The sequence below is a fragment of the Streptomyces coryli genome (genome assembly GCF_011044975.1).
Taxonomy (GTDB): Bacteria; Actinomycetota; Actinomycetes; order Streptomycetales; family Streptomycetaceae; genus Streptomyces; species Streptomyces coryli.
Genome location: NZ_JAAKZV010000043.1, coordinates 1 through 19675, shown reverse-complemented (window position 1 = coordinate 19675; position 19675 = coordinate 1). Strand labels below are relative to the sequence as shown.

At 69.1% G+C, this 19675-nt stretch carries 21 protein-coding genes; 8 read left to right on the top strand and 13 right to left on the bottom strand.

The window, feature by feature from the left end:
- Positions 1 to 10 precede the first annotated feature (10 nt).
- The gene (locus G5C51_RS12850) at positions 11 to 598 is read right to left on the bottom strand and encodes a hypothetical protein (RefSeq protein WP_165236598.1); all 588 of its coding nucleotides are present in this window, start codon (positions 596 to 598) and stop codon (positions 11 to 13) included.
- Between the two features lie 430 nt (positions 599 to 1028).
- Positions 1029 to 1967 carry a phosphotransferase gene (locus G5C51_RS12845; protein WP_165236596.1) on the bottom strand — a complete coding sequence of 313 codons (939 nt, stop codon included), beginning with the start codon at positions 1965 to 1967 and terminating at the stop codon, positions 1029 to 1031.
- Between the two features lie 172 nt (positions 1968 to 2139).
- Between G5C51_RS12845 and G5C51_RS12840 the strand changes: the two genes are divergently transcribed.
- A complete protein-coding gene (locus tag G5C51_RS12840) occupies positions 2140 to 2982 on the top strand; it encodes an SDR family oxidoreductase (RefSeq protein ID WP_165236594.1) in 843 nt (280 codons plus the stop codon).
- 178 nt (positions 2983 to 3160) lie between these two features.
- Here the strand turns inward: G5C51_RS12840 and G5C51_RS12835 are convergent, their stop codons facing one another.
- Both G5C51_RS12835 and G5C51_RS12830 read right to left on the bottom strand, forming a co-directional pair.
- Complete coding sequence (locus tag G5C51_RS12835) at positions 3161 to 3700, bottom strand: hypothetical protein (RefSeq protein ID WP_165236592.1); 540 nt, start codon at positions 3698 to 3700, stop codon at positions 3161 to 3163.
- Positions 3701 to 4502: 802 nt separating this feature from the next.
- Entirely contained in the window at positions 4503 to 5021 is a 519-nt protein-coding gene (locus tag G5C51_RS12830) for a GNAT family N-acetyltransferase (protein WP_165236590.1), read from the bottom strand.
- Between the two features lie 180 nt (positions 5022 to 5201).
- Between G5C51_RS12830 and G5C51_RS12825 the strand changes: the two genes are divergently transcribed.
- On the top strand, positions 5202 to 5534 hold the full coding sequence (locus G5C51_RS12825; protein WP_165236572.1) for a hypothetical protein: 333 nt from the start codon (positions 5202 to 5204) through the stop codon (positions 5532 to 5534).
- A 239-nt stretch (positions 5535 to 5773) separates the two neighbouring features.
- On the opposite strand, the gene G5C51_RS12820 is transcribed toward G5C51_RS12825, so the two are convergent.
- The 3 genes from G5C51_RS12820 to G5C51_RS12810 all read right to left on the bottom strand — a co-directional run bounded on the left by G5C51_RS12820 (position 5774) and on the right by G5C51_RS12810 (position 9354).
- The gene (locus G5C51_RS12820) at positions 5774 to 7144 is read right to left on the bottom strand and encodes an FAD-linked oxidase C-terminal domain-containing protein (protein WP_165236640.1); all 1371 of its coding nucleotides are present in this window, start codon (positions 7142 to 7144) and stop codon (positions 5774 to 5776) included.
- 105 nt (positions 7145 to 7249) lie between these two features.
- Entirely contained in the window at positions 7250 to 8104 is an 855-nt protein-coding gene (locus G5C51_RS12815; RefSeq protein ID WP_165236588.1) for an alpha/beta hydrolase, read from the bottom strand.
- 137 nt (positions 8105 to 8241) lie between these two features.
- Positions 8242 to 9354, bottom strand: a complete 1113-nt coding sequence (locus G5C51_RS12810) for a metal-dependent hydrolase family protein (RefSeq protein WP_240929599.1) — start codon at positions 9352 to 9354, stop codon at positions 8242 to 8244.
- 25 nt (positions 9355 to 9379) lie between these two features.
- Here G5C51_RS12810 and G5C51_RS12805 point away from each other — a divergent pair, with 25 nt between their 5' ends.
- Both G5C51_RS12805 and G5C51_RS12800 read left to right on the top strand, forming a co-directional pair.
- The gene (locus G5C51_RS12805) at positions 9380 to 9976 is read left to right on the top strand and encodes a TetR/AcrR family transcriptional regulator (protein ID WP_165236586.1); all 597 of its coding nucleotides are present in this window, start codon (positions 9380 to 9382) and stop codon (positions 9974 to 9976) included.
- Between the two features lie 118 nt (positions 9977 to 10094).
- Positions 10095 to 11405 carry an NAD(P)/FAD-dependent oxidoreductase gene (locus G5C51_RS12800; RefSeq protein WP_165236638.1) on the top strand — a complete coding sequence of 437 codons (1311 nt, stop codon included), beginning with the start codon at positions 10095 to 10097 and terminating at the stop codon, positions 11403 to 11405.
- A 259-nt stretch (positions 11406 to 11664) separates the two neighbouring features.
- On the opposite strand, the gene G5C51_RS12795 is transcribed toward G5C51_RS12800, so the two are convergent.
- From G5C51_RS12795 to G5C51_RS12785, 3 genes are all read right to left on the bottom strand, one after another.
- Positions 11665 to 12462 (bottom strand): aspartate/glutamate racemase family protein, encoded by a 798-nt coding sequence (locus G5C51_RS12795; RefSeq protein ID WP_338118113.1) that lies wholly within the window; start codon positions 12460 to 12462, stop codon positions 11665 to 11667.
- 78 nt (positions 12463 to 12540) lie between these two features.
- Positions 12541 to 13542, bottom strand: coding sequence for an ornithine cyclodeaminase family protein (locus tag G5C51_RS12790; RefSeq protein ID WP_165236584.1), 1002 nt, complete (start codon positions 13540 to 13542; stop codon positions 12541 to 12543).
- Entirely contained in the window at positions 13539 to 14438 is a 900-nt protein-coding gene (locus tag G5C51_RS12785) for an ABC transporter substrate-binding protein (RefSeq protein WP_165236636.1), read from the bottom strand. Before G5C51_RS12785 ends, G5C51_RS12790 begins: the two co-directional genes overlap by 4 nt.
- Here G5C51_RS12785 and G5C51_RS12780 point away from each other — a divergent pair.
- Positions 14432 to 14818 (top strand): MFS transporter, encoded by a 387-nt coding sequence (locus tag G5C51_RS12780; protein ID WP_165236582.1) that lies wholly within the window; start codon positions 14432 to 14434, stop codon positions 14816 to 14818. The two genes, G5C51_RS12785 and G5C51_RS12780, sit on opposite strands and share 7 nt — an antisense overlap.
- 408 nt (positions 14819 to 15226) lie before the next feature.
- Here G5C51_RS12780 and G5C51_RS12775 read toward each other — a convergent pair whose 3' ends face one another.
- Complete coding sequence (locus tag G5C51_RS12775) at positions 15227 to 15997, bottom strand: phosphotransferase enzyme family protein (RefSeq protein WP_165236580.1); 771 nt, start codon at positions 15995 to 15997, stop codon at positions 15227 to 15229.
- A gap of 16 nt (positions 15998 to 16013) precedes the next feature.
- Entirely contained in the window at positions 16014 to 16619 is a 606-nt protein-coding gene (locus G5C51_RS12770; protein ID WP_165236634.1) for a hypothetical protein, read from the bottom strand.
- Positions 16620 to 16750: 131 nt separating this feature from the next.
- Here G5C51_RS12770 and G5C51_RS12765 point away from each other — a divergent pair, with 131 nt between their 5' ends.
- Positions 16751 to 17638 carry an SDR family oxidoreductase gene (locus tag G5C51_RS12765; protein ID WP_206313759.1) on the top strand — a complete coding sequence of 296 codons (888 nt, stop codon included), beginning with the start codon at positions 16751 to 16753 and terminating at the stop codon, positions 17636 to 17638.
- Here the strand turns inward: G5C51_RS12765 and G5C51_RS42995 are convergent.
- A complete protein-coding gene (locus tag G5C51_RS42995; RefSeq protein WP_165236578.1) occupies positions 17613 to 17885 on the bottom strand; it encodes a LysR family transcriptional regulator in 273 nt (90 codons plus the stop codon). The two genes, G5C51_RS12765 and G5C51_RS42995, sit on opposite strands and share 26 nt — an antisense overlap.
- On the opposite strand from G5C51_RS42995, the gene G5C51_RS12755 reads away from it, so the two are divergent.
- Complete coding sequence (locus G5C51_RS12755; protein WP_165236576.1) at positions 17884 to 18201, top strand: nuclear transport factor 2 family protein; 318 nt, start codon at positions 17884 to 17886, stop codon at positions 18199 to 18201. The two genes, G5C51_RS42995 and G5C51_RS12755, sit on opposite strands and share 2 nt — an antisense overlap.
- Before the next feature lie 328 nt (positions 18202 to 18529).
- On the top strand, positions 18530 to 19675 hold a 1146-nt coding region (locus tag G5C51_RS12750; protein WP_165236574.1), incomplete at its 3' end, for an FG-GAP repeat domain-containing protein.

The window sequence follows — 19675 nt, the reverse complement described above, 5'->3', positions numbered from 1 at the left end:
AGAAGGGCGCTCACAACTTCCCTTCGAGCAGGACGATACGGTGATCACCCAGCCGATGGGCGACGTCCGTGACGAACCCGGGGCGGAGCGTGGGCCAGTTCCAAAACGTGAAGCCCAGATGACCGAAGACAAAGCAGTCGTCGGCCCACTGCCACACATGCACCGCAGCTGACCGGCCGCAGGACACGCACGCGACAGGCTCCTCCTCACCCTCGGGCCAGGAGTGCACAGCATCCCTGAAGTGGTCCCACTTCTCGTCGATCAGCTGCCAGCCCTCGTCGACGAGGCGCACTTCAGCCGCGCAGTGCGGGCACGTGACGGCCTCGGGCTCGCCCTGACCGGTATCGAAGACCGTACGCCCCACCGCGATGTCCAGGCCGTTGCTCCACAGCTTCACCAATTCGGGGTCCGCATCCTCAACGGCGGCGGCATAACGCGGCCCGGGCGGATGCCCGAGCTCAGAGCCCAGAACACAGTCCGTGCGCTCAGCCGAGACGATGCCATCCGCGATCAGCCAGCCGAGGACGTTATCCGCCAACTGCTGCGCCTCCCCCGGCGTTGCATCGGTGACGACGATCGTCTGGAACCAATCCCCCACGCTCTCCCCCCTCCAACTGCTCATCTTCTGACTGCCCTGGACGCCGCCGAAGCCGCGCCCGTACACGTCGCACGAGAATTCTCCAAGGAGAACTCGGCTGGCCCCACTTCGCCAACCACGGCGGAGAGCGGAGCAGCGATCAAGTCGTATCAGATCGCGGCCCTGGCGGCGGCGTCCCCCGGTTACGTCGTGAACGCGCGCAGCTGATCTGCCTGTGCACCGGCCCTCACACCGACCAGGACAGTCCTGCGAGCCCGGCGGTGCCGGTAGGCGGAGCACGGGGGTCAGGGGATGCCGAGGTAGGCCCGGGTAGTCGATGTCGACGGTCACCAACGCCGCCGGGCGCCGGAAGGACCACCCGGCGGAGATGTACAAGTTGGCGTAGGCGTGCCCTGCTGGCATTGGAGACCACGGCCTGCGACGCCCCCCCTCACTCATCGCTGCCGGAGTCAGCTACTTCCAGTTCCGCGTACAGATCTTCCAGTGCGGTGTGATCGTCGTCGGTGCCGGTATGTGGAGCGGCGAACCAGCGCGCGTACTCAGCGATTTCGGAGAGGCGCCAATCCAGTGCGAATAGCTCGATCATCGCCGGGTCGAGGGCCACGCTGTGGTCCGCGGCGGCCTCGAACAGGTCGACGTAGTCCCGCTCGCGTGGCGCGAGGGCCAGTGATTCCCAGTCGACCAACTTCAGTCCGCAAGCCCCCATCACCTGGTTGGCGCCGTGTGGCTCGCCATGAGTCGGCACCCATCGATCCCGGTGATCGAACGCGACGCCGGCCAGCTCCAGATACCGGCTGATCCAACTCTTGATCACGTCATGGCGTGCGGCGAGCACCGTCCTTGCGCTCTCCCCCAGCGGGCCGGACCTCCAGGGCCGGTTGGTGCGAGCGCGTAGGTCATCGGCGAACTCCGGGCCGATCCGTGGAGTCCAGCTCGGCAGCGTGTCCGGCGGTGCGGCGCGATGCAACGTGGTCAGCGCGTCGATGACCTCGCGGACGTGCCGGGGCTTACGTGCCTCTGCCTCCGTCGGAGACCGCCCGTCCAGCCACGGCGTCGTGCTGAGCACACCCGCCCCGGCATCAACGGTGAAACGCCCGTCCCGCGAGGGCAGCGGCGCACACACCATGTTCAGGCCATCGTCGGCCAGAGCGGCAGCTCCCGCATAAGCGGCCTCGAGCGAGGCGGCGGTGTGCCGGGGCGCCAGCTGATCAAGTGTGCCGAACAGCGTCGTGCCACCACCGGTCACTCGCCAGTGGTGCGCACCGAATCCCCAGGGCAGGTACTCGACTTCTACGACTTCGGGCAGCCAGTGAGCAGCGACCGTATCTGCGATCGCATCGTCGGTGATGAAAATGGGGCGGGTTTGCACAGGAACTGATCCTAGGAAGCACCTGGGCCTCGGTCACTCGGGTTTCGGGAGGCCCTGCTGGGTTTGCTGCAAGCCCCCGCGGGTGGACCGAGGTGCTTGCCATGACATCACCGCCCTCCGCCGGCCGCCAGCCCTCTGCTGGTCGGCCCTTCTCGACATAGTGTGTCGGGCCATGACCTTGCTCATCATCGGCGCCAGCGGCTTCCTCGGCGGGGAACTGGTTCGACAGGCGACAGCTTCCGGGCACACCGTTGCTGCGACTTTCGTGCGGAACCGCGGCCACCTCTCCGGGGTCAAGTGGCTGCCACTTGACCTCCGCAATCCGGAGGAGATCGCCCCGGTGCATAACGCAGTGAACCCACGTGTTGTGATCAATGCGGCGTCCCGGAAAGCCGATTGGGCGGCAACGGCGGAGGGCGCCATCCGGGTAGCGATGGCCGCAGCCGGACGGGGAGCACGGCTGGTACACGTGTCCAGCGATGCTGTCTTCTCCGGAGCCCAGGTCTACTACAGCGAAGCCGCTACGCCAGACCCGATCACGCCCTACGGTGCTGCAAAGGCCGCAGCAGAGACGGCGATCCGTCTGCTGGCCCCCGCAGCCGTCATCGCCCGAACGTCGCTGATCATCGGCAATGGGAATTCCGAGCACGAGACGTTGGTACATGAGTTGTCCGATGGGCGCCGTGATGGGGCCCTGTTCACCGACGATGTTCGTTGCCCTGTGCATGTGTCCGATCTCGCCGCAGCGATTCTGGAACTCGCGTCCTCAGATCACGCGGGAATCCGTCACATCGCAGGGCCGGACGCGGTCAGCCGCCACGAACTCGGCCTCCTGATCGCTCACCGCGATGGCCTCGACCCAGCCACTCTGCCTGCGGGGCGACGGGCAGACGCAGGCGTCCCTGGACCGCTGGACGTGCGTCTGGACAGCAGTCGGACCCAGCACAGTCTCCGCACCAGGGTGCGCGGGGCTCGCGAATTCCTGTCACGCGAAACCGCAGACGCGGCCAAGTGATCGTCCTCACGGAATGTGTGCCTGCGCTCGGAGCTCGCGAACAAAGCCAGGCAGTTTCAGGACGAATGACCAGCACACGGCAGGGTCCTCGCCGGAGGGTGCGGTTTATCAGCTGTAGCGAGTGCTGCTCGGTTCTGGTCAGTTGGCGTGAGCAGCAACCAGGTTCAGTGAGCGCGGCCTACGCTGCCCGGAGCATGCCGCGGTCGATCACGTCTTGGATGTAGGTCGGCCAGTGAGCGGCCAGGAGGCGGGCGAGGTGGGTGTGCGCCTGCCGGCGCTGTCGTGCGGTGGCGTTGTTCGCGGTGACACGCCTGGTGCGGCCGCCGGGGTGGCGCTGGCGCCGTCCGCCGCGACCGGCATCGCACATGAGCGCGTAGGTGGTGCGGGTCAGGGTGAGGCGCAGCAACGGGACGCGGGCCCGGGCGAGTTCGTGCGTAACTGCGTGGTGGTCGATTCCCAGGTCGCTCCAGGTCTTGCCTTCGCTGTTGAGCCAGAGCGTGATGTCGGAGAGGAACACGGCCCTGCTTGACCCCGGGGCGCGGGCGGCGGCTTGGGCCAGGTCCAGGGCGACGCCGGCACCGCGGCTGACGATCCGGCGCGGGACCACCGCGGGGACCAGGGCGACGGCCCACGTGCCGGTGGCGGCACGCGTGGCCTCCGGCCATGCGAGGGCGAAGAGCAGCCAGCATTCGGGTTGCAGCAGCGGGTCGTGGGCCATGCCGTCCCCTTCATCCGTGGCGTGGACATCCGTGGTGTGGCCGCGCAGGGCCAAGGCACCCGGCGCACAGGCGGCGATCGGTTGCCTTGGGACCTCGAAGTGGCAGGTCAGGTTCGTACGGCTGGTGTCGGCGAGGTGAAGCGACGGGGTCGTCTCGGCGTTTCGGCGGTGCCGTGGTGCTGTAGACAGCGAGGCGAATGGGCCGGAAGCTGGCGATCACAGGCGCCCGGGTTTGCGCTCAGCGGCTTCTCCGGGGGCGTCGGCTACCAGTACAGCCCTCCGGCCCCGGCCACACAAGGGCAAGATCAACCCTCGCGGCTGCGCAAGCAGCCTCTCGGCCATCCGACGCGACAGATCACGCAGTAGGGCCCGGGGCGGTTGGCGCACCTCAGGCTGTCGGGTCGTCCTCGACCGGCACTCGGATCACGCCCTCAAGGCGCCGTGGGGTTCGACGCCCCGCCGAAGGCCTGGTCGGCGCACCGCCCCCCTCCTACCTCACACGCGCTCCGCCCATCCGGACATGGCTTGTTCCGCTGTCTGCCGGCCGATGGACACCTAAGCCCCCTCCCCCGCATCGACGACCTCACGTCCCGGACTCGCCGGTGGGCCATCCGCGCCTACGCCGCCGCGGCGGTCAGGGCGAGAAGGACGGCGCCCCCAAGCGACCGCACCCAGGGGCGGCCACTGTGCGCTGCATGGCCCTCCGGCGGCGCGGCCGGTGCTTCAAGTGCCGGGCGAAGAACGGCGAGCCGTGCACCGGCAACTCGCTCGGCGGGTAGGCCACTTCGCGGTCCTGGCCCGGTCAGGGGCCAGCGCCAACCTTGAGGCGCCAGTCATTGCTGCGCATCAAGATGCCGCTGCCACGCGGGTACTCGAAATCGCAGGTGCCTACGAGGCTGAACCCGAGGCGGCGGCACAGGGCATTCGACGGCGCGTTGTCTACCGAGGGGAACGCGTGCAGGCCGCACGGGGCACCGGGCGTCCTTGCCTCTTCACGCACGATGTCGATCAGGGCGGTGCCGGCGGCTGCAGCGATGCCCTTGCCCTGGTGGGACGGCAGGACGTTCCAGCCCGTTTCGTAGATCCGATCGCCCTGCCAGTCGCGCTGGTGATAAGCGATGCTGCCGACCATCTCGTCGCCGAGCAGCACGGCAAACATGCAGCCGGCGCCATCCGCAGGCATGGCGAGGTAGCGGCGGTGACGGGCAAGCAGCTCGCCTTCGGATTCCGTTCCGCCGACGTGACGGCGCATCTCCGGGGTGTTGATCCTCCGGAGGAGGGCGAGCGCAGGCTCCGACCAGGGCTCGAGACGAACATCCATGCGGAGCAGTCTGGCAGGCCCCGCGGCGGCGATCCGCTCAAATCTCTCGGCTTCCGTCCGCTCGGGGTGGCCTCAAAACTCACTGACATTCCAGGCACCGAAGGCTCGCTACCGGCTCCCAAACCGGACCTTGGGTTCTAAGGCTTGTCGCAACACTCCTTGATCATGATGGGGTGTGTGATGGCGAGACGAGGTCGTAAGCGGCGGCTGGAGATCGAGGCGGAGTACATCGGCCGCAAGACCGGGTACCGGTGGCGGGCGGAGAACGGTGGACTGCCGCCGGAGCATCTGCCCACCCTGGCCTGGCGGATCGGCGAGCACACCGTCATGGGACGCGATCCCGAGGACGCGGAGATCGACCCCGAGCACGTGGCGACGGTGCTGCGGGGCCTGTACTACAAAACCGCGCTCGCCGGGAGCGACAACCTCACTTCCTTCGAGGACCTCACCAGCGAACAGCTCCGCGGCGTCGAACACGACAACGCCCTTATCCTCTTCCCCCGCTTCGTCTGATCGATCTGCCATCCACAGCGGCGAAGTGGTCAGCAGTTCGGCCTCCTCCTGGCCCGGCTGCGGCAGGACGCTGTGCTCTTCACGCCGCGTCTGGTGGTGCGCGAGACAGCCCGAGACGACATCTCAATTGGCAGGGCGGTGGTCGCCGTCGACATGGCGATTGGGAGATCCTGGCTTTGCAACCGCAGACTGGCCCCATGCGATGGCCCTGAAGCTGGAGCCCGTACTTGGCCAACGGATCATGCAGGCCCAAAAACTTTGCCGGGGTTGAGAATCCCGGCCGGATCGAGAGCACGCTTCACCTCGCGATGCATCTCCAGGACGGCCGGGGCGAGTTCACGGGTTAGGCCGGGCCGCTTGAGCAGTCCCACACCGTGCTCACCGGTCACCGTGCCACCCAGGTCAAGGGCGTCCGCGATGATGTCGTCGAACGCCGCACGGGCCCGGACCTGAGCCGCCGCGTCACCGTGTTCCGTCACCAGCAGCGGATGCAGGTTGCCGTCGCCGACGTGCGCGATGTTGGCGATGGTGATCCGGTGTTTCTCCGCGGTCCGGTCGATGCGGGCCAGCATCTCCGCCACCGCCCCGATGGGCACACAGACGTCCTCCGTAAGTACCGGCCCCAGCCGTTCGAGCGCGGGGAAGGCCAGCCGGCGGGCCGCGAAGAGCATCTCGGCCTCTTCCGCTGTCTCCGACCGGTCCGCCCACGTCGAGCCGGCCCCGCGGAAGCAGTCGACGATCCGGCGGGCGCCCTCCTCGGCGGCGCGGCCCTCATCGTCGAAACGGGCCAGGAGGACCACGTCCGCCTCGGCGGAGAGGCCCATGTTCTTCCAGGCGTCGACCGCGCGCAGACAGTGCCGGTCGACGAGTTCCAGCGCGGCCGGCCGTAGCCCGGCGGCAGCCGTCGCACGCACCGCGTCACCGGCCTGCCCGACGCTGTCGAAGTAGCCAACGGCGGTCACGCCGACCGGCGGCAGGGGTCGCAGCCGGACCGTGATCTCGGTGACGACACCAAGAGTGCCCTCGGCACCCACCATGAGGCCCACAAGGTCATAGCCGGCGACCCCCTTCGACGTACGGCGCCCGAGCCGGACCACCTCGCCCGTGCCGGTCACGACCTCCAAAGCGAGGACATAGTCGCGAGTGACGCCGTACTTGACGCAGCACACCCCGCCGGCGTTCGTCGCGACATTTCCTCCGATCGTCGACCAGGGCGAACTAGCGGGGTCAGGCGGGTACCACAGGTCGAGCGCCGCTACATGGGCGCGCAGGTCGTCGTTCACCACACCGGGCTGCACGACGGCGAGGCGCTCCAGCTCGTCGACCTCCAGCACCCGATCCATACCGTCCAGCGCGAGGATCACGCCTCCTTCGACGGCATTGGCGCCTCCCGACAGCCCAGTACCGGCGCCGCGTGCAACCAGCGGGACTCCTTGCTCCAGGCACGCACGAACAACGATCTGGACCTCGGCGGTGCTCTTGGCGCGCACGACGGCCACCGCTCGGCCAACCGGCGCCCACACCGCCTGGTCGTGGGAGAGACCGGCGACGATGTCCGGATCAGTTACCACCCGGCCGGCGGGCAGCCGTCGCCTGAGTACTTCGGCGATGCCCACGGCAGGGGGCGTCGTGCTGACGATGTCACGCTCGGCCACCCGAGCACCTCCAGAGAAGCCGACTCACATTGGGCGGAAGGAGAGCTACGGCGTCCAGGCTCACTGGGCACGGCAGGTCCTGAGGTAGCTGAGGAACGATGCCTGTAGGCCGGTCACATGCGTTTCGTGCATGAGTGCGCTGGTGACGGATCCGTTGCGCGAGGTGAGACGGTGAAGGAACGAGGCCGCGTTCTTCGCGAGATTCTGGTAGACCGCCAGGTCGCCGAGGATCTCTCGCTCGTTGAAGGTCACGTGGAGCTTGGCGTCAGGCAGGGTGTCGCCCAGTGCTTCAAGACGAGCGAAGACCTGACTGTCCGTATTGACGATGCCGGGGCTGCCCGCGCCGATGCTCTCGAAGAAGGTGCTGTTGGTGAGCCAGGCGTAGAGACTGAAGAGTCCGCCGTAGGAGTAGCCGAAGAGGCCGTGACCGGTCCGGGCCGTGCCGCAGTCGCGTTCGATCCGCGGATGCAGGTCGTCGGTAAGAAAGTTCAGGAACAAATCCGCGCGGCTGTCGCTCAATTCGGCGAGGTAGCCGTCGGCTTGCCCGCGCGTCATCTTGCCCGTTTCGATCGCCATCTCCACCGCATCGATGTACTCCTTCGCGATGGGTTCGCCGGGGGGTACGAGGTCGCGGTTGCGCAACCGCTCCCACTGCTCTGCTTCCTCGCCCGCGTAACCCACGCTGACTTGGATGTAGGGCTGAATCGACTGCATGGGGTCCAGTTGCGTGATGATGAGTGGGGCGGTCAAGCCCAGGGCCCAGTTGCCGTCGAGCACGTACACGACAGGCGCCGGCGCCGTGGCAGGGTCGTAGTTCGGTGGCGTGGTGACCCAGACGCCGTAGTCGTGCCCACCGCTGGAGCGCATCTCGAAATAGTCGGTGTGGGGGAGGCAGCCCTGCCACATGGTGCTCATCTGAGGTCCTTTACGATTTCGCCGGCCTGGATGACGAGGACGGCGTTGGTGGGGCCGGAGAACAGTTCTGGGTCTTCGAGCGGGTTGCCGTTCCACAGGACGAGGTCTGCCTGCGCGCCGGGAGTGATGACACCCACCTAGCCGGACAGGCCGAGGATCTCGGCGTTGGTCCGGGTCGCTGCCACGAGCGCTTCCATCGGCGTCTCGAGGGCTGCACGCAGGCTGAGTTCTCTGCCGCGCCGGTCCTGGTCCGGGCCGATGAGATCGGAACCCAGCCCGATCCGCACTCCGGCGTGCTTGGCGGCAGCGAGCGCCTTGGTCATCTGCTCGCGTACGCCCTTGGCCCGGTCGCGGATCGATTCGGCGAGACCGGCTCCGGCGGTGTCGTGCAGCAGTTGCTCGACGACAGCGAACGTGGGCACGAGGGCAACCTCGCGGGCGGCCATCAGGGTCGCGGTGGATTCGTCGAGGCTGGTGCCGTGCTCGACACAGCGGGCCCCGGCCTCGATCGCATTGCGTATGCCCTCGTTGTTGTGGGCGTGGACTGTCACATAGGTGTTCCGTGCCGCGGCTTCTTGAAACGCCACAGCAATCTCTTCGACGGTGAACTGGGTGTCGGTCAGTTGATCATGTGCGCCCACCACTCCGCCGGTCACGCAGAGCTTCAGAAAGGAGGCGCCGCGACGGAAGGCTTCGCGGACGTTGTGCCGCAGCTCGTCCGCGTTGCCCGCCATCATCGACAGGGCGCACAGGCCCGGAATGTGGTGGCTGCTCCACAGCTCGGTGGGTTCCCATGCGGCTCCGTAGTAGCCGTGCCCGCCGATCTGGCACTGAACAGGTCCGCACGACAACACGCGCGGCCCTCTGACCTTGCCCTTCGCGATCGCGGTGACGACACCGCCGTCGATCCCGCCGGTGTCGCGAACCGTGGTGAAACCGGCGTCGAGCGTCGCGCCGGCCGTGGCGAATATGTCCGCCGCGATCTCGGCGGCGCTGATCTGAAACGAGAAGTGCGGCTGGATCGGGCTGGACACGCCCAGGTGGACGTGGGCGTCGATCAAGCCCGGCGTCATCGTCAGTCCCTCCGCATCGAGACGCTCGCCGTACGCGCCGGCGGCACCGAGCCCGGTGATGCGGCCGTTCTCGATCGTGACGTCGAGGTTGCCGGGTTCGCGCCCCGATCCGTCGATGACCGTCGCGCCCACCACATGAGCAGGTCCCATCGTCGTTCCTCCGCCGTTGCGAACCATCTTTTCCAATGGATAAACTGCGGGAGTGATCCTGTCAACCTCGCAACGCAACGGCAGCGCGCGCGAACGACTCCTGGCACGACTCCTCGACGCCTTCGGCGAGGCCCTTCCCCCGCCGGAGATGTCGCTCCGTGAGATCGCCGCCCGAATCGAGAGCAGCCACGCCCTGCTGCGCTACCACTTCGGGTCGCTCCCGGGGGTCCTGGCCGCCATGCTCACGACCCAGCGATCCCGCGACAACGAGGCACTCTTGGAGGCCGCCCAGCAGGGCACCTTCGACGATTTCGTCGGGGCGATCTGGCGTACCTACACCCGGCCGGAGCAGCTGTCGCGCGCCCGCGGCTTCTTCTACGTCGCCGGACTGGCCGCGTACGCCCCCGAGGACTTCCGTGAGTTCGTGGAGTCGATCGACGACCTGACCGTGATGCTGTCCTCACTCGCGGAACGCGAAGGGCTCGACGCGAAGGAAGCGCGGGAGGTGGCCACCGTCACCGTTGCCGCGATTCGCGGCCTTCTCCTGCAGGAAGTCCTCACTCCGGGAACCCGCTCGGAGGACGCGGTCACCTTGATCTTGCGCATGAGCAAGGGCCGACCCGCTCCACGATCACGTCGGGAACGTTGAGCGGCCTTCGGTCCTCACCGCTGAGCATCGGCGCACATGCGCGACAACGGCGGAGTGGCGACCCGCCGCGCCGCCGCAGGAACCGTCTGATCCGGCGAGAAAGAACGTGGGTTGGAACATGGCTGAGAGCACAGATGTAGTCGTCGTCGGGGCCGGGGTCATCGGATGCTCCATCGCGCTCGAACTGGCGCGGAGCGGTCTGCGGGTGGTCGTGGTCGACAAGTTCGGCGGCGCGGGCAACGGCTCCACCAGCGCCTCGAGCGCCGTGGTCCGCTTTACGTATCCCACGATCGCGGGCGTCAATGCCGCGTGGGAGTCCCGTCACTGCTGGGAAGCATGGCGCCACCATCTTCAAGCACCCGCCGGTGAACCCCTCGCAGCGTTCAACCGCTGCGGCGTCACCCTGCTGGACGTGGACTTCGCACCCTGCAGCCTGTTCACGCGCCACTTCGACAAGGCCGGTGTCCCGTACGAGAAATGGAATGCGCAGGAGCTGTCGGAGCGATTGCCCGCTGTGGACGCCGGCCGGTATTTCCCGCCCCGTCCCGTGGATGACGACGAGTTCTTCGCCGACGCGTCCGCTCGGCTCGGTGCTCTCCACACACCCGACGGGGGCTTTGTCGACGACCCGCAACTCGCCGCGCGCAACCTTGCTGCGGCCGCCCAGCGGCACGGAGCCGCGTTCCGCTGGAAGACCGAGGTCACCGCGGTAATGCGGCGCGGTGGACGCGTGCGCGGGGTGCGCCTCGAGGAGGGAACCGAACTGTCCGCCGGGGTGGTCGTCAACGCGGCCGGCCCATGGTCGGGCCGGCTGAATCGGCTCGCCGAAGTGGGCGGCGACTTCACCGTCGGTCTGCGGCCGCTTCGCCAGGAGGTGCACCACGTAGCGGCGCCCGCCGGATACCACGATGCCGCAGGCGACGGGCACGCACCGGTGCTGGCCGATATGGACCTCGGCACATATATACGGCCGGAGGGCAGGGAGTTCCTGCTCGTCGGCGGCACGGAACCCGAGTGCGACCCGCTGGAATGGCTCGATGATCCGGACGACGGGAGCCCCCATCCGACCGTGTCGCAGTTCAGGACGCAGGTGACGCGGGCGGCTCGCCGACTGCCCGGCCTGCGCATTCCCAACAAGCCCCGGGGTGTGGCAGGCGTGTACGACGTGACCGACGACTGGACCCCCGTATACGACCGAACCGAACTTGCCGGCTTCTACGTGGCCATCGGCACCAGCGGCAATCAGTTCAAGAACGCCCCGCTGGTGGGCCGCCTCATGACCACCCTGATCCAGGGTGTCGAAGGCGGGCACGACCACGACCGCAGTGCGCTCGCGCACACCTGCGAGCACACCGGCCAGACCATCGACCTCGGTGCGTTCTCACGCCGCCGCCGGCCGGCCGCATCCACGGGCACCGTCCTCGGCTGACGCCGGGCCGCCGGGGACCGGTCCGGTGTGCGCTCAGGAGCACAGGCTCGTGCACGTCACCGGGTGACGGCACGGCGAACGCCGCAGGTCCTGCGGAACGATCTCGTCGCAACACCTGACCCTGAGAGATGTTGCGATGGCCAAGCCGCGGGGTGGGCTGGACGGGTGCTCCCAGTGTCCTCGTGAAAGCACGGCCTGCTGCCTGCCAGTCCAATGCAGATCCGACCACCATGGGAGGGGGGCCACCGGAGCCATGCGTTTACCCGTCCCCGGCCACGGGGGCGGGTTCTCCCATCCCGGGAGAGACGCTGTCCCCCGGCGGCCGCATCCCGAGATGCTCACTCAGCGGCCAGGCGATGATCTGCTTCGGCCGCGGTTCCGCGTAAGTGCGGATCTTGCTGGTGGTCAGGCCGAGGCCCGTCAGGGACTCCGCGAGCTTCACCGCGGCCGCCACCCCGTCCACGACCGGCACCCCGGCCCGTTCGCGTACGGCTTCCTCCAGTCCGGCCATGCCGCCGCAGCCGAGCACGATCACCTCGGCCCTATCGTCGCGGACCGCGCGGGCAGCTTGTTCCGCGATCTCTTTCACCGCGCGGTCGGGGTTCCGCTCGAGGTCCAGGACGGGCAGGCCGCTGGCGCGGACCGAGGCGCAGCGGGCGAGCAGGCCGGCCAGCGCGAGGCGGTCCTCGATCTGGGGGACGGCCCGGTCGAGGGTGGTGATCACGGAGTAAGTGCGGCCCAGCAGCATCGCCAGGTGGGCGGCGGCCTCGGTGATGTCGACCACGGGGACCGCGAGCAGCTCCTGCAGGCCCTCGCGGCCGTGTTCGCCGAAGCCGGCCTGGATGACGGCGTCGTACGGGCCGGGGTGGGCCAGCACCCGGTCCATGACGGCGACCGCGGAAAGGTGGCTCTCCATGTTGCCCTCCACCGAGGCGGGGCCGAAGTACGGTGTCAGCGCCTCGATCTCGGTGCCCGGCGCGGCTGCCTGCCGGGCGCGGGCGGCCATGGCGTCGGTCATGGAGGTGGTGGTGTTCACGTTGACGACGAGGACTTTCACGGTTCCTCCGCAGGGGGTTGGTGCTGCCCGCCGGCTCGATCCCGGCGAGCGGCGGGCAGCACGTTCGGGGGGCGGGGCTCAGGACAGCTGCAGCTCGGTTCCGAGGCCCTTGCGCCGGGCGATGTCGACCACCAGGCGGGCGGTGGCCATGTCCTGGATGCCGACGCCGACCGAGTTGTAGAGGGTGATGTCGCTCGCCTGCCGCCGGCCAGGAGCCGTGCCGGTGATCACATCGCCCAGCTCGGTGCGGAAGTGCTCGGCGGTGATGGCCCCTTCGGCCACCGGGATCAGCACGTCGCCCGACTCGGCGAGGGCCGTGTCGTAGCTGTCGACCACGACCCGGCTGCGCACGATCCCCTCGGTGTCGATCTCGCGGTGATCGGGCCGCGGCGGCGCCCCGACGGCGTTGATGTGCTGTCCCGGCCGGAACCATTCCCCGCGCACCAGCGGCGTGTGGGACGGCGTGAGCGTGCACACGATGTCCGCGCTGCGCACCACTTCTTCCGGCGAGTCGCCGACCACCACCTCCACACCCGCCGCATGCTCCCGCGCGTGCTCGCGGAACGCCTCGACCGTCTCCGGGCTGCGGCTCCACACCACGACCCGATCCACGTCCCGTACGCAGCGGATGGCCGCCAGGTGCGTACGCGCCTGATTACCGGCCCCTACGAGGCCCAGAGTCCGCGCCGGCGCCCAGGCGTTGGCCAGGTGCCGGGTGGCCACCGCCGAGGCGGCCGCGGTACGGAACTGGGTGATCGCCGCGCCGTGCAGCAGCGCCTCGGCGGTCCCGGTGACGGGGTCGACGAGGAGGATCAGCGACTGCTGGGTGGGCAGCGAACGCGCCTTGTTGTCCGGGGTGTCGGCCAGCAGCTTGAGACCGGCCGCGGACTGCGGGCCGATCGCCGCGAGCATCGGCACCAGCATCGTGGAGGTGCCGGGCACCTCGGCGACGGAACGCTCCGGCTGCACCGCGGCGCCGGACGACAGCGCCGCGTGCGCCTCCTCGACGACGGCTACGACCTGCGCCATGTCGAGGGTGTCGCGGACCTCGGACTGGTTCAGCACCAGCAGCCCGGTCATGAACCCACCGCCGCGGCTTCCGCGGCCGGCCGGGGGTCGACCAGTGCCGCGTACGGCATGGGCTCGTCGATCAGCCCGTCCTCGGCCAGGATCAGCATCCACTCGGCGAAGCCCTGCTCGTCGACCCGGATGTCGTCCCAGAGGCCACTGGCGCGCAGGCCGTCAACGACCGTGATGAGGAACTCCGTGTCGAGCTGCGGCCATTCACGCTTCAGCAGGTCCGTCAGCTGGGCGGCCTCGTGCTCCTTCAGCCAGTCGTACGCTCGCTGCAGCGCCCGGCAGAAGCGCCAGACGACCTTGTCGTCGCGGTCGAGCACCTCCCGCGAGGTGTAGTAGACGCTGTTCGGCATCGCGCCGCCCGCCTCGTCGTGGCGGAAGGCGATGTGCGCCGTGCCCGCGCGCTGCAGGAAGGCGCCGTTGACGGCGTCGGTGACCAGGGCGTCACCCGCCCCGTTCAGGAACATCTCGGTGAGCATGGCCCCGGAGAGGTCCCGGATCCAGCGCACCTGGGACATGTCGACGCCGGCGCGGCGCATCAGGCCCGCGGTGTGCACGTACGGCGCGGTGCCGCCCGCGCCGGGGGCCAGCACGACCTTCCCCTCGAGGTCCTTGAGGCCGAAGCCCGCGCTCGGCTCCCGGGTGACGAGCCCCTTGGGGTTGACCCCGTTGAGCTGCGCGAACGCGATGAGCTCACGCCCGCGCCCGTGGTACATCGCCGGCACCCACAGCCCGCCCAGGGCCGCGGTGGCCTCGCCGGTGTCGAGGTCGGTGAGCACCCGGGTCCAGTCGTCCGGGGCCGAGCGGGAGAAGTCGAGGCCCTCGTCCTCGTAGAAGCCGAACTCGCGGGCGACGTACTCCGGGAGGTAGACGGGCGCCGCGCAAGGCGGTCGTGATATCCGCGGCGGTGCTGGGCTGCGCGGCCGCCGTAGCGTTCGCGCTCTTCGCCCACGGCACCGTCCTGACCCTTCTCCTCGGCGCCACCTTCCAGTTCTTCGCCCTGCTGGTCAACACCACCCTGGCCGCCTGGTCCCCGGAGCTCTACCCAACGCGGGTACGGGCCCTGGGCACCTCGGTGGTCAACGGCATCGGCAACGTCTCCGGCGCGGTGATGCCCCTGCTCGCCGTCCCCGTCTTCGCCACCGGCGGCATCGCCGCCGTCTTCACCCTGCTCGCCGCGATGTACGTCGTACTCGCCGCCTCCGCGACCTTCGCCCCTGAGACCCGCGGGCGCTCGCTTGAGGAGATCACGGAGCCGGGCATGGCACCGGCCGGCTGATCGCCACGATGTCGACCCCGGGCAAACTCGGTCCCGTGGAGGGCGGTTGATGACCTCGCATTACCGCGGCCCGACGGCACCCTGAAGCGGACCGGCGCCCTCGCTCGTGCGCGGATCAGTCATGTGCGGATCAGTGAGGGAGCTCCCGTTGAGCGGACAGCCGTGCCTCGCTGGCCGCGGCCAGCGCCTCGTCATCCGGCCCCAGGCCGCACCGTAGCGCCAGCATGCGCACCGTCTGCGGCAGATCGCCCAGCGCAGCCACCGCCCGTTCCGGGAACGACGCGTCCCACGCCCGCCGCCACCGGGTGGCATCGATTCCCAGAGGCTTCGCGCTACGCGCCGCATGCTCGTCCCAGACGACGATCGGCGTGCGAATGCCGCCGGCAGCGGGGAGGCAGACATGGACCGTTAAGCGACCAGCCGGCGGTTCGAGCGGCTCCACGCGAGTCGTCGGCCGAGTTCCTCCAGTAGGCCTTCACGCACCCAGGTGGTCTGGGGCTCATGCCCCTGGGATGCCAGTCTGCGCACGAGGTCGATGGTTTCCTGTTGCCTGTCGATCACGGCATCCACGACACCCGCGGTTGTCGTGAGGCCGTAGGCCGTGCAGAACTGCTCCAGACGTCGGCGTCGGTCGGGGGGTGCTGGATAGCGCAACCAGCGCAGGCACTCGGCGTCATCCCGAAACGGGGTGACGTATTGCAGGGCGTAGGCCACATCGTGCATCCGCGCCCCCGGCCGGGCGAAGTCCCAGTCGATGATTCCTACGGGGCGGTTGCCCTGCCAGACCACGTTCCACGGACCGAAGTCGCCGTGGCAGATCACCTGGCCCTCGCCGGGTGCGATGGGGCCGTCGGCCCAGGCCGCGTCGTCCGGCGGCGTGAAGTCTGCGGTCGCATCGTGGAACTCGCGCAGCAGCCGGGCGTAGGCGGACAGTCCCTGATCGTCCACCACCTTGGCCCAGCTCTGCGGTCCGGACTCACCGTTGATGAAGGTGAGCACCTCCCGACCCTGATCATCAAACCCCAGCGGCCGGGGCGCGTAGGGAAAACCCACCGCTTCCAGATGCTTGAGCAAGGCGTGGACTGTCGGTGTCCAGGGCTGGGCAGGGCGCCGCACCGTGCCTCCGACGCGCGCCACCACCCGGTGGGGCTGATCCTGCAACGCGTCCTCGCTCGCCATGCGCGGGACGCTACCGCTATGCCACTGCGGTCTGCGCGTCGGCTGCCGCGAGCACGGTGTCAGCCAATTCTGCGGCGGACTGTCCGCCACCCGCGTCAATGCGCTCCAGGCCGAACCTGTCGATGGCATCGATCATGAGTGTCTGGTAGCGCTCGGTGCGGGCCAGGAACTTGTCCATCAGGATCTGTTCCTGGCCTGTGGCTGCTTCATAGCCGCCCGCGGCGTGTACGCGGGCACGTACTACGGCGTCGTCGGTGGTGAGCCACACGGCGGCCGTGTGCGGAACCTGCAACCTCGCGACGCGGACGGGCCAGAGTGCCGACCCCTCACGGACCAGGCCCGTCCTGCCGCGGTCCTCGGCCGCATGGGCCGTGATCAGCTCTTCGATGCGGGGCCACAGCCGATCGTAGTGGCCGAGAACAGACGTGATCAGTTCGTCGACCGTAAGTGATTTGTAGTGCTCGGCGACATGCGCCGGCACCTCCGACTCAGGGGTTCTCCAGGGGCGCCCCGGGTGCCGGGCCAACCGGTCAGTGCTCTGGCACTCGAACCCGAGCTTCTCCGCCAGCACTTGGGCAACTGTCGACTTCCCGACGTTCGACGTCCCACCGATCAGAACCACCCGCACATCACGCACGCCAACGACCCTACTCATCAAGCCGCACGGGTCGGGATGAGGTCCCGCCTGCTGGGTGTGTCTCCAGGCGCCCCGCCGGAACCGTGGTGGTAGTGGCCACGGTTACGCTGCCGCCCGTGACCGCGATCGTGTACGCGCCCGGACCGGTGGCCGCTCGGTGCGGGTACAGCTGGAGCAACGCATGCGCGGGGAGCGTTGACCGTGCTGAGGCGGCGTCTGTTCGCTTCGACCGTCCGACGGCAGAGGAGGTTCGCATGGAGGTCCGGCGCGGCATCGCGCTCGTCACCGGAGCGTCGCGTGGTTTGGGTGCGGCTATCGCGCGGAGGCTGGGGAGTGATGGCTGGCCGGTGGCGGTCTGCTATCGGTCCGACGCCGAGAGAGCGCGCCAGGTGGTGGAAGACATCCGTGCTGCGAGCGGGACAGCCGAGGCGTTCGCGGCCGATGTCACCGATGAAGACGCGACGAACAGCTTGGTCGCCGAAGTCACCCGCCGACTCGGCCCTGTCGAGGTGCTGGTCGTCAACGCGACGGGACCTCAACCGGCCACCGCCATCGAGGATCTCACCTGGCAAGCGCACCTGGACCAACTGCACTTCTTCGTCAAGAGCCCGACGCTGCTGCTCCAGGAGGTCCTTCCCGGGATGAAGGCGCGGCGCCGCGGCCGGGTCGTCCAGATCGGCTCCGACATCTTCGAACGCGCCCTACCGGGCATGTCCGCCTACGTCGCCGCCAAGGGTGCCCGGTTCGGGCTCACTCGGTGCTGGGCGCGCGAGCTCGGCCCGTTCGGCATCACGGTGAACCTCGTGGCTCCCGGCTGGATCCCGGTCGAGCGGCACGCCGACGTCTCGGCCGGCGACCTGGATGCCTACGTGACCGACGTGCCTCTGAGCCGGATAGGCAGTCCTGACGACGTCGCGAGCACCGTGGCGTTCCTTGCGTCAGAGGGGGCTGGCTTCATCACCGGGGAGCGGGTGACGGTCAATGGTGGCCACACGATTGACTGAATGACGTTTCACCAATGCCTTTGGACGCCGCACACCGCTCTGGACGGTCCGGCGACGGCGCCCGCTTAACCTCGCGCTCCAGCGCCTGGATCGACGTGGACAGCGCCTGCTGGCTCAGATGCAGTCTCGCGGCTGCTCGGGTGAAGCTCAGCTCCTCCACCACCGCCAGAAATGTCGCAGCTTGCGTAGATCGAGGATCACACCTGTGATTGAACCAGGCCCACCGACACGGAAAGGCGGCCGCCATGTCCTCCGCTCCCCACAATCCCGCCGTACGCGCGCTGGTCGAGGCCGTCAACCGCGGTGACCGCGACGCCTTCATGGCCCTCCTCTCCCCTGACGCCGAGCTCACCGACGACGGCACGCCGCGGCAGCTGGAGGAATGGATTGACCGCGAGATCTTCACCAGCAACGGACACATGGACGTCCACCGGCAGAACGGCGACGGCACGGACCTGACGGTCCGCTACCGCAACGACACCTGGGGCGAGATGAACACCCGCTGGCATTTCACGGTCACCGACGACGGCCGGATCAGCCGCATCGAGACCGGTCAGGCCTGACGCCTGCCCGTCGACACCCAGCGAGCCCACGGCGCAGGCGTCTTGCGGCTCGGAGGGGCTATCGCGATGTCACGAGGTGACCACCGCGGCGAGTACGGCGTCGATCTGCACCGCGGCCAGGTCGCGGAGCGGGTAGGGCTGTCGAACAGGCGGATGCCGTCGCCGAGCGGGACCCGGGTGATGTGCAGGTTGATTTCGTTGAAGTACCGGAAGTGAGTAGCCGGTTCCGCGCGTACGGAGCCGGCTGCTCGCATGTCCACGGCAGGGGATCACAACCATCCGGTGCTGTCAGGTGTCGAAGATCGCGACGACCGACCCGGGAGTGCTGATGCTCGTACCTGCACGCACCGCCGCCGCCCTGGCCTGCGGCTGTCTGCTGTTCGTCGCCGCCTGCGACTCCGGTGGTGCGGGCGGGTCCCCGGCGGGCGGCGCCCGGCCGGCCGCGGGGAAGGCTGCCGCGCAGCCCCGCCCCGGTGACTTCAACGGTGACGGCAAGGACGACCTGGCCCTCGCGACCGGGCGCGGCACGGTCGTCGTCTACGGCTCCGCCAAAGGGCTCGACCTGCGCACCCGCCGCCTCGTGCACCGCGGCTTCCACCATCTACTGCGGGCCGACTTGAACGCCGACGGCTTCACCGACCTGGTCGGCGACGGGCCGGAACCGGTGCGCGGGCAGCCGCGCGCCGAACGCTTCGTCGCCTGGGGAGGGCCGCGCGGGCTTGCGCCGGGCACACCGCTCGACGGCACCGGCAAGGAGCTCCGTACCGGCGACTTCAACGACGACGGGAAGACGGACCTCTTCGAGGTCGCCGGCGGCGCTGCGGACGGCGAACCCACCGTGCTCTACGGCCCGTTCAGCCGCGCCGGAAAACCCGCCCGCAGCACGCGGGTGCGCACCGGCCACTCCGAGGGTTCCTTCCCCGACCGGGTCACCGTCGGCGACTTCGACGGCGACAAGCGTGCCGACGCGATCCTGCGCTACGTGTCCGTGCACCCCGAGGGGGACGGGGACGCGACCTTCGAGGAGACCCAGGTCCTGCGCGGCGGCCCGGACGGGCCGCGGCTCGCCGAGCGGGTGCCGCGGGGCGGGCCGGAGCGCCACCTCGACGGCCTCCCGGCCGACGTGAACGGCGACGGCCGGGACGACTTGATCGGGGCGGGCTTCGACGCGTACCGCACAGCCGTCACCCTCACCGCCCGGCTCTCCACGCCGGCAGGCCCCGGTACCGGCCGGCAAGTGGTCGCGAGCACCAAGACCCCGCCCCGGCTCAGCTTGGGCGGACCCCATTACGGCGGCATCGACGGCGTGTGCGCCGGCGACACCGACGGCGACGGCAAGGCCGACCTAGTCGCCTCCGCGACCGGCGCCAACGACAGCAACGGCGTCATCTACCTGGCCCCGGGCATCGGCACCGCCGCCCCCGGCGACATCACCGGCATCGACCTGGACTCCCCCGGCGTCCCCGGCTCGAAC

Coding starts and splice junctions, on each gene's coding strand:
- G5C51_RS12800 (WP_165236638.1), top strand. CDS start 10,095: ATGGCTGAGAGCACAGATGTAGTCGTCGTCGGGGCCGGGGTCATCGGA.
- G5C51_RS12835 (WP_165236592.1), bottom strand. CDS start 3,700: ATGGCCCACGACCCGCTGCTGCAACCCGAATGCTGGCTGCTCTTCGCC.
- G5C51_RS12825 (WP_165236572.1), top strand. CDS start 5,202: ATGGCGAGACGAGGTCGTAAGCGGCGGCTGGAGATCGAGGCGGAGTAC.
- G5C51_RS12840 (WP_165236594.1), top strand. CDS start 2,140: ATGACCTTGCTCATCATCGGCGCCAGCGGCTTCCTCGGCGGGGAACTG.
- G5C51_RS12755 (WP_165236576.1), top strand. CDS start 17,884: ATGTCCTCCGCTCCCCACAATCCCGCCGTACGCGCGCTGGTCGAGGCC.
- G5C51_RS12775 (WP_165236580.1), bottom strand. CDS start 15,997: ATGGCGAGCGAGGACGCGTTGCAGGATCAGCCCCACCGGGTGGTGGCG.
- G5C51_RS12810 (WP_240929599.1), bottom strand. CDS start 9,354: ATGGTTCGCAACGGCGGAGGAACGACGATGGGACCTGCTCATGTGGTG.
- G5C51_RS42995 (WP_165236578.1), bottom strand. CDS start 17,885: ATGGCGGCCGCCTTTCCGTGTCGGTGGGCCTGGTTCAATCACAGGTGT.
- G5C51_RS12830 (WP_165236590.1), bottom strand. CDS start 5,021: ATGGATGTTCGTCTCGAGCCCTGGTCGGAGCCTGCGCTCGCCCTCCTC.
- G5C51_RS12815 (WP_165236588.1), bottom strand. CDS start 8,104: ATGAGCACCATGTGGCAGGGCTGCCTCCCCCACACCGACTATTTCGAG.
- G5C51_RS12790 (WP_165236584.1), bottom strand. CDS start 13,542: ATGACCGGGCTGCTGGTGCTGAACCAGTCCGAGGTCCGCGACACCCTC.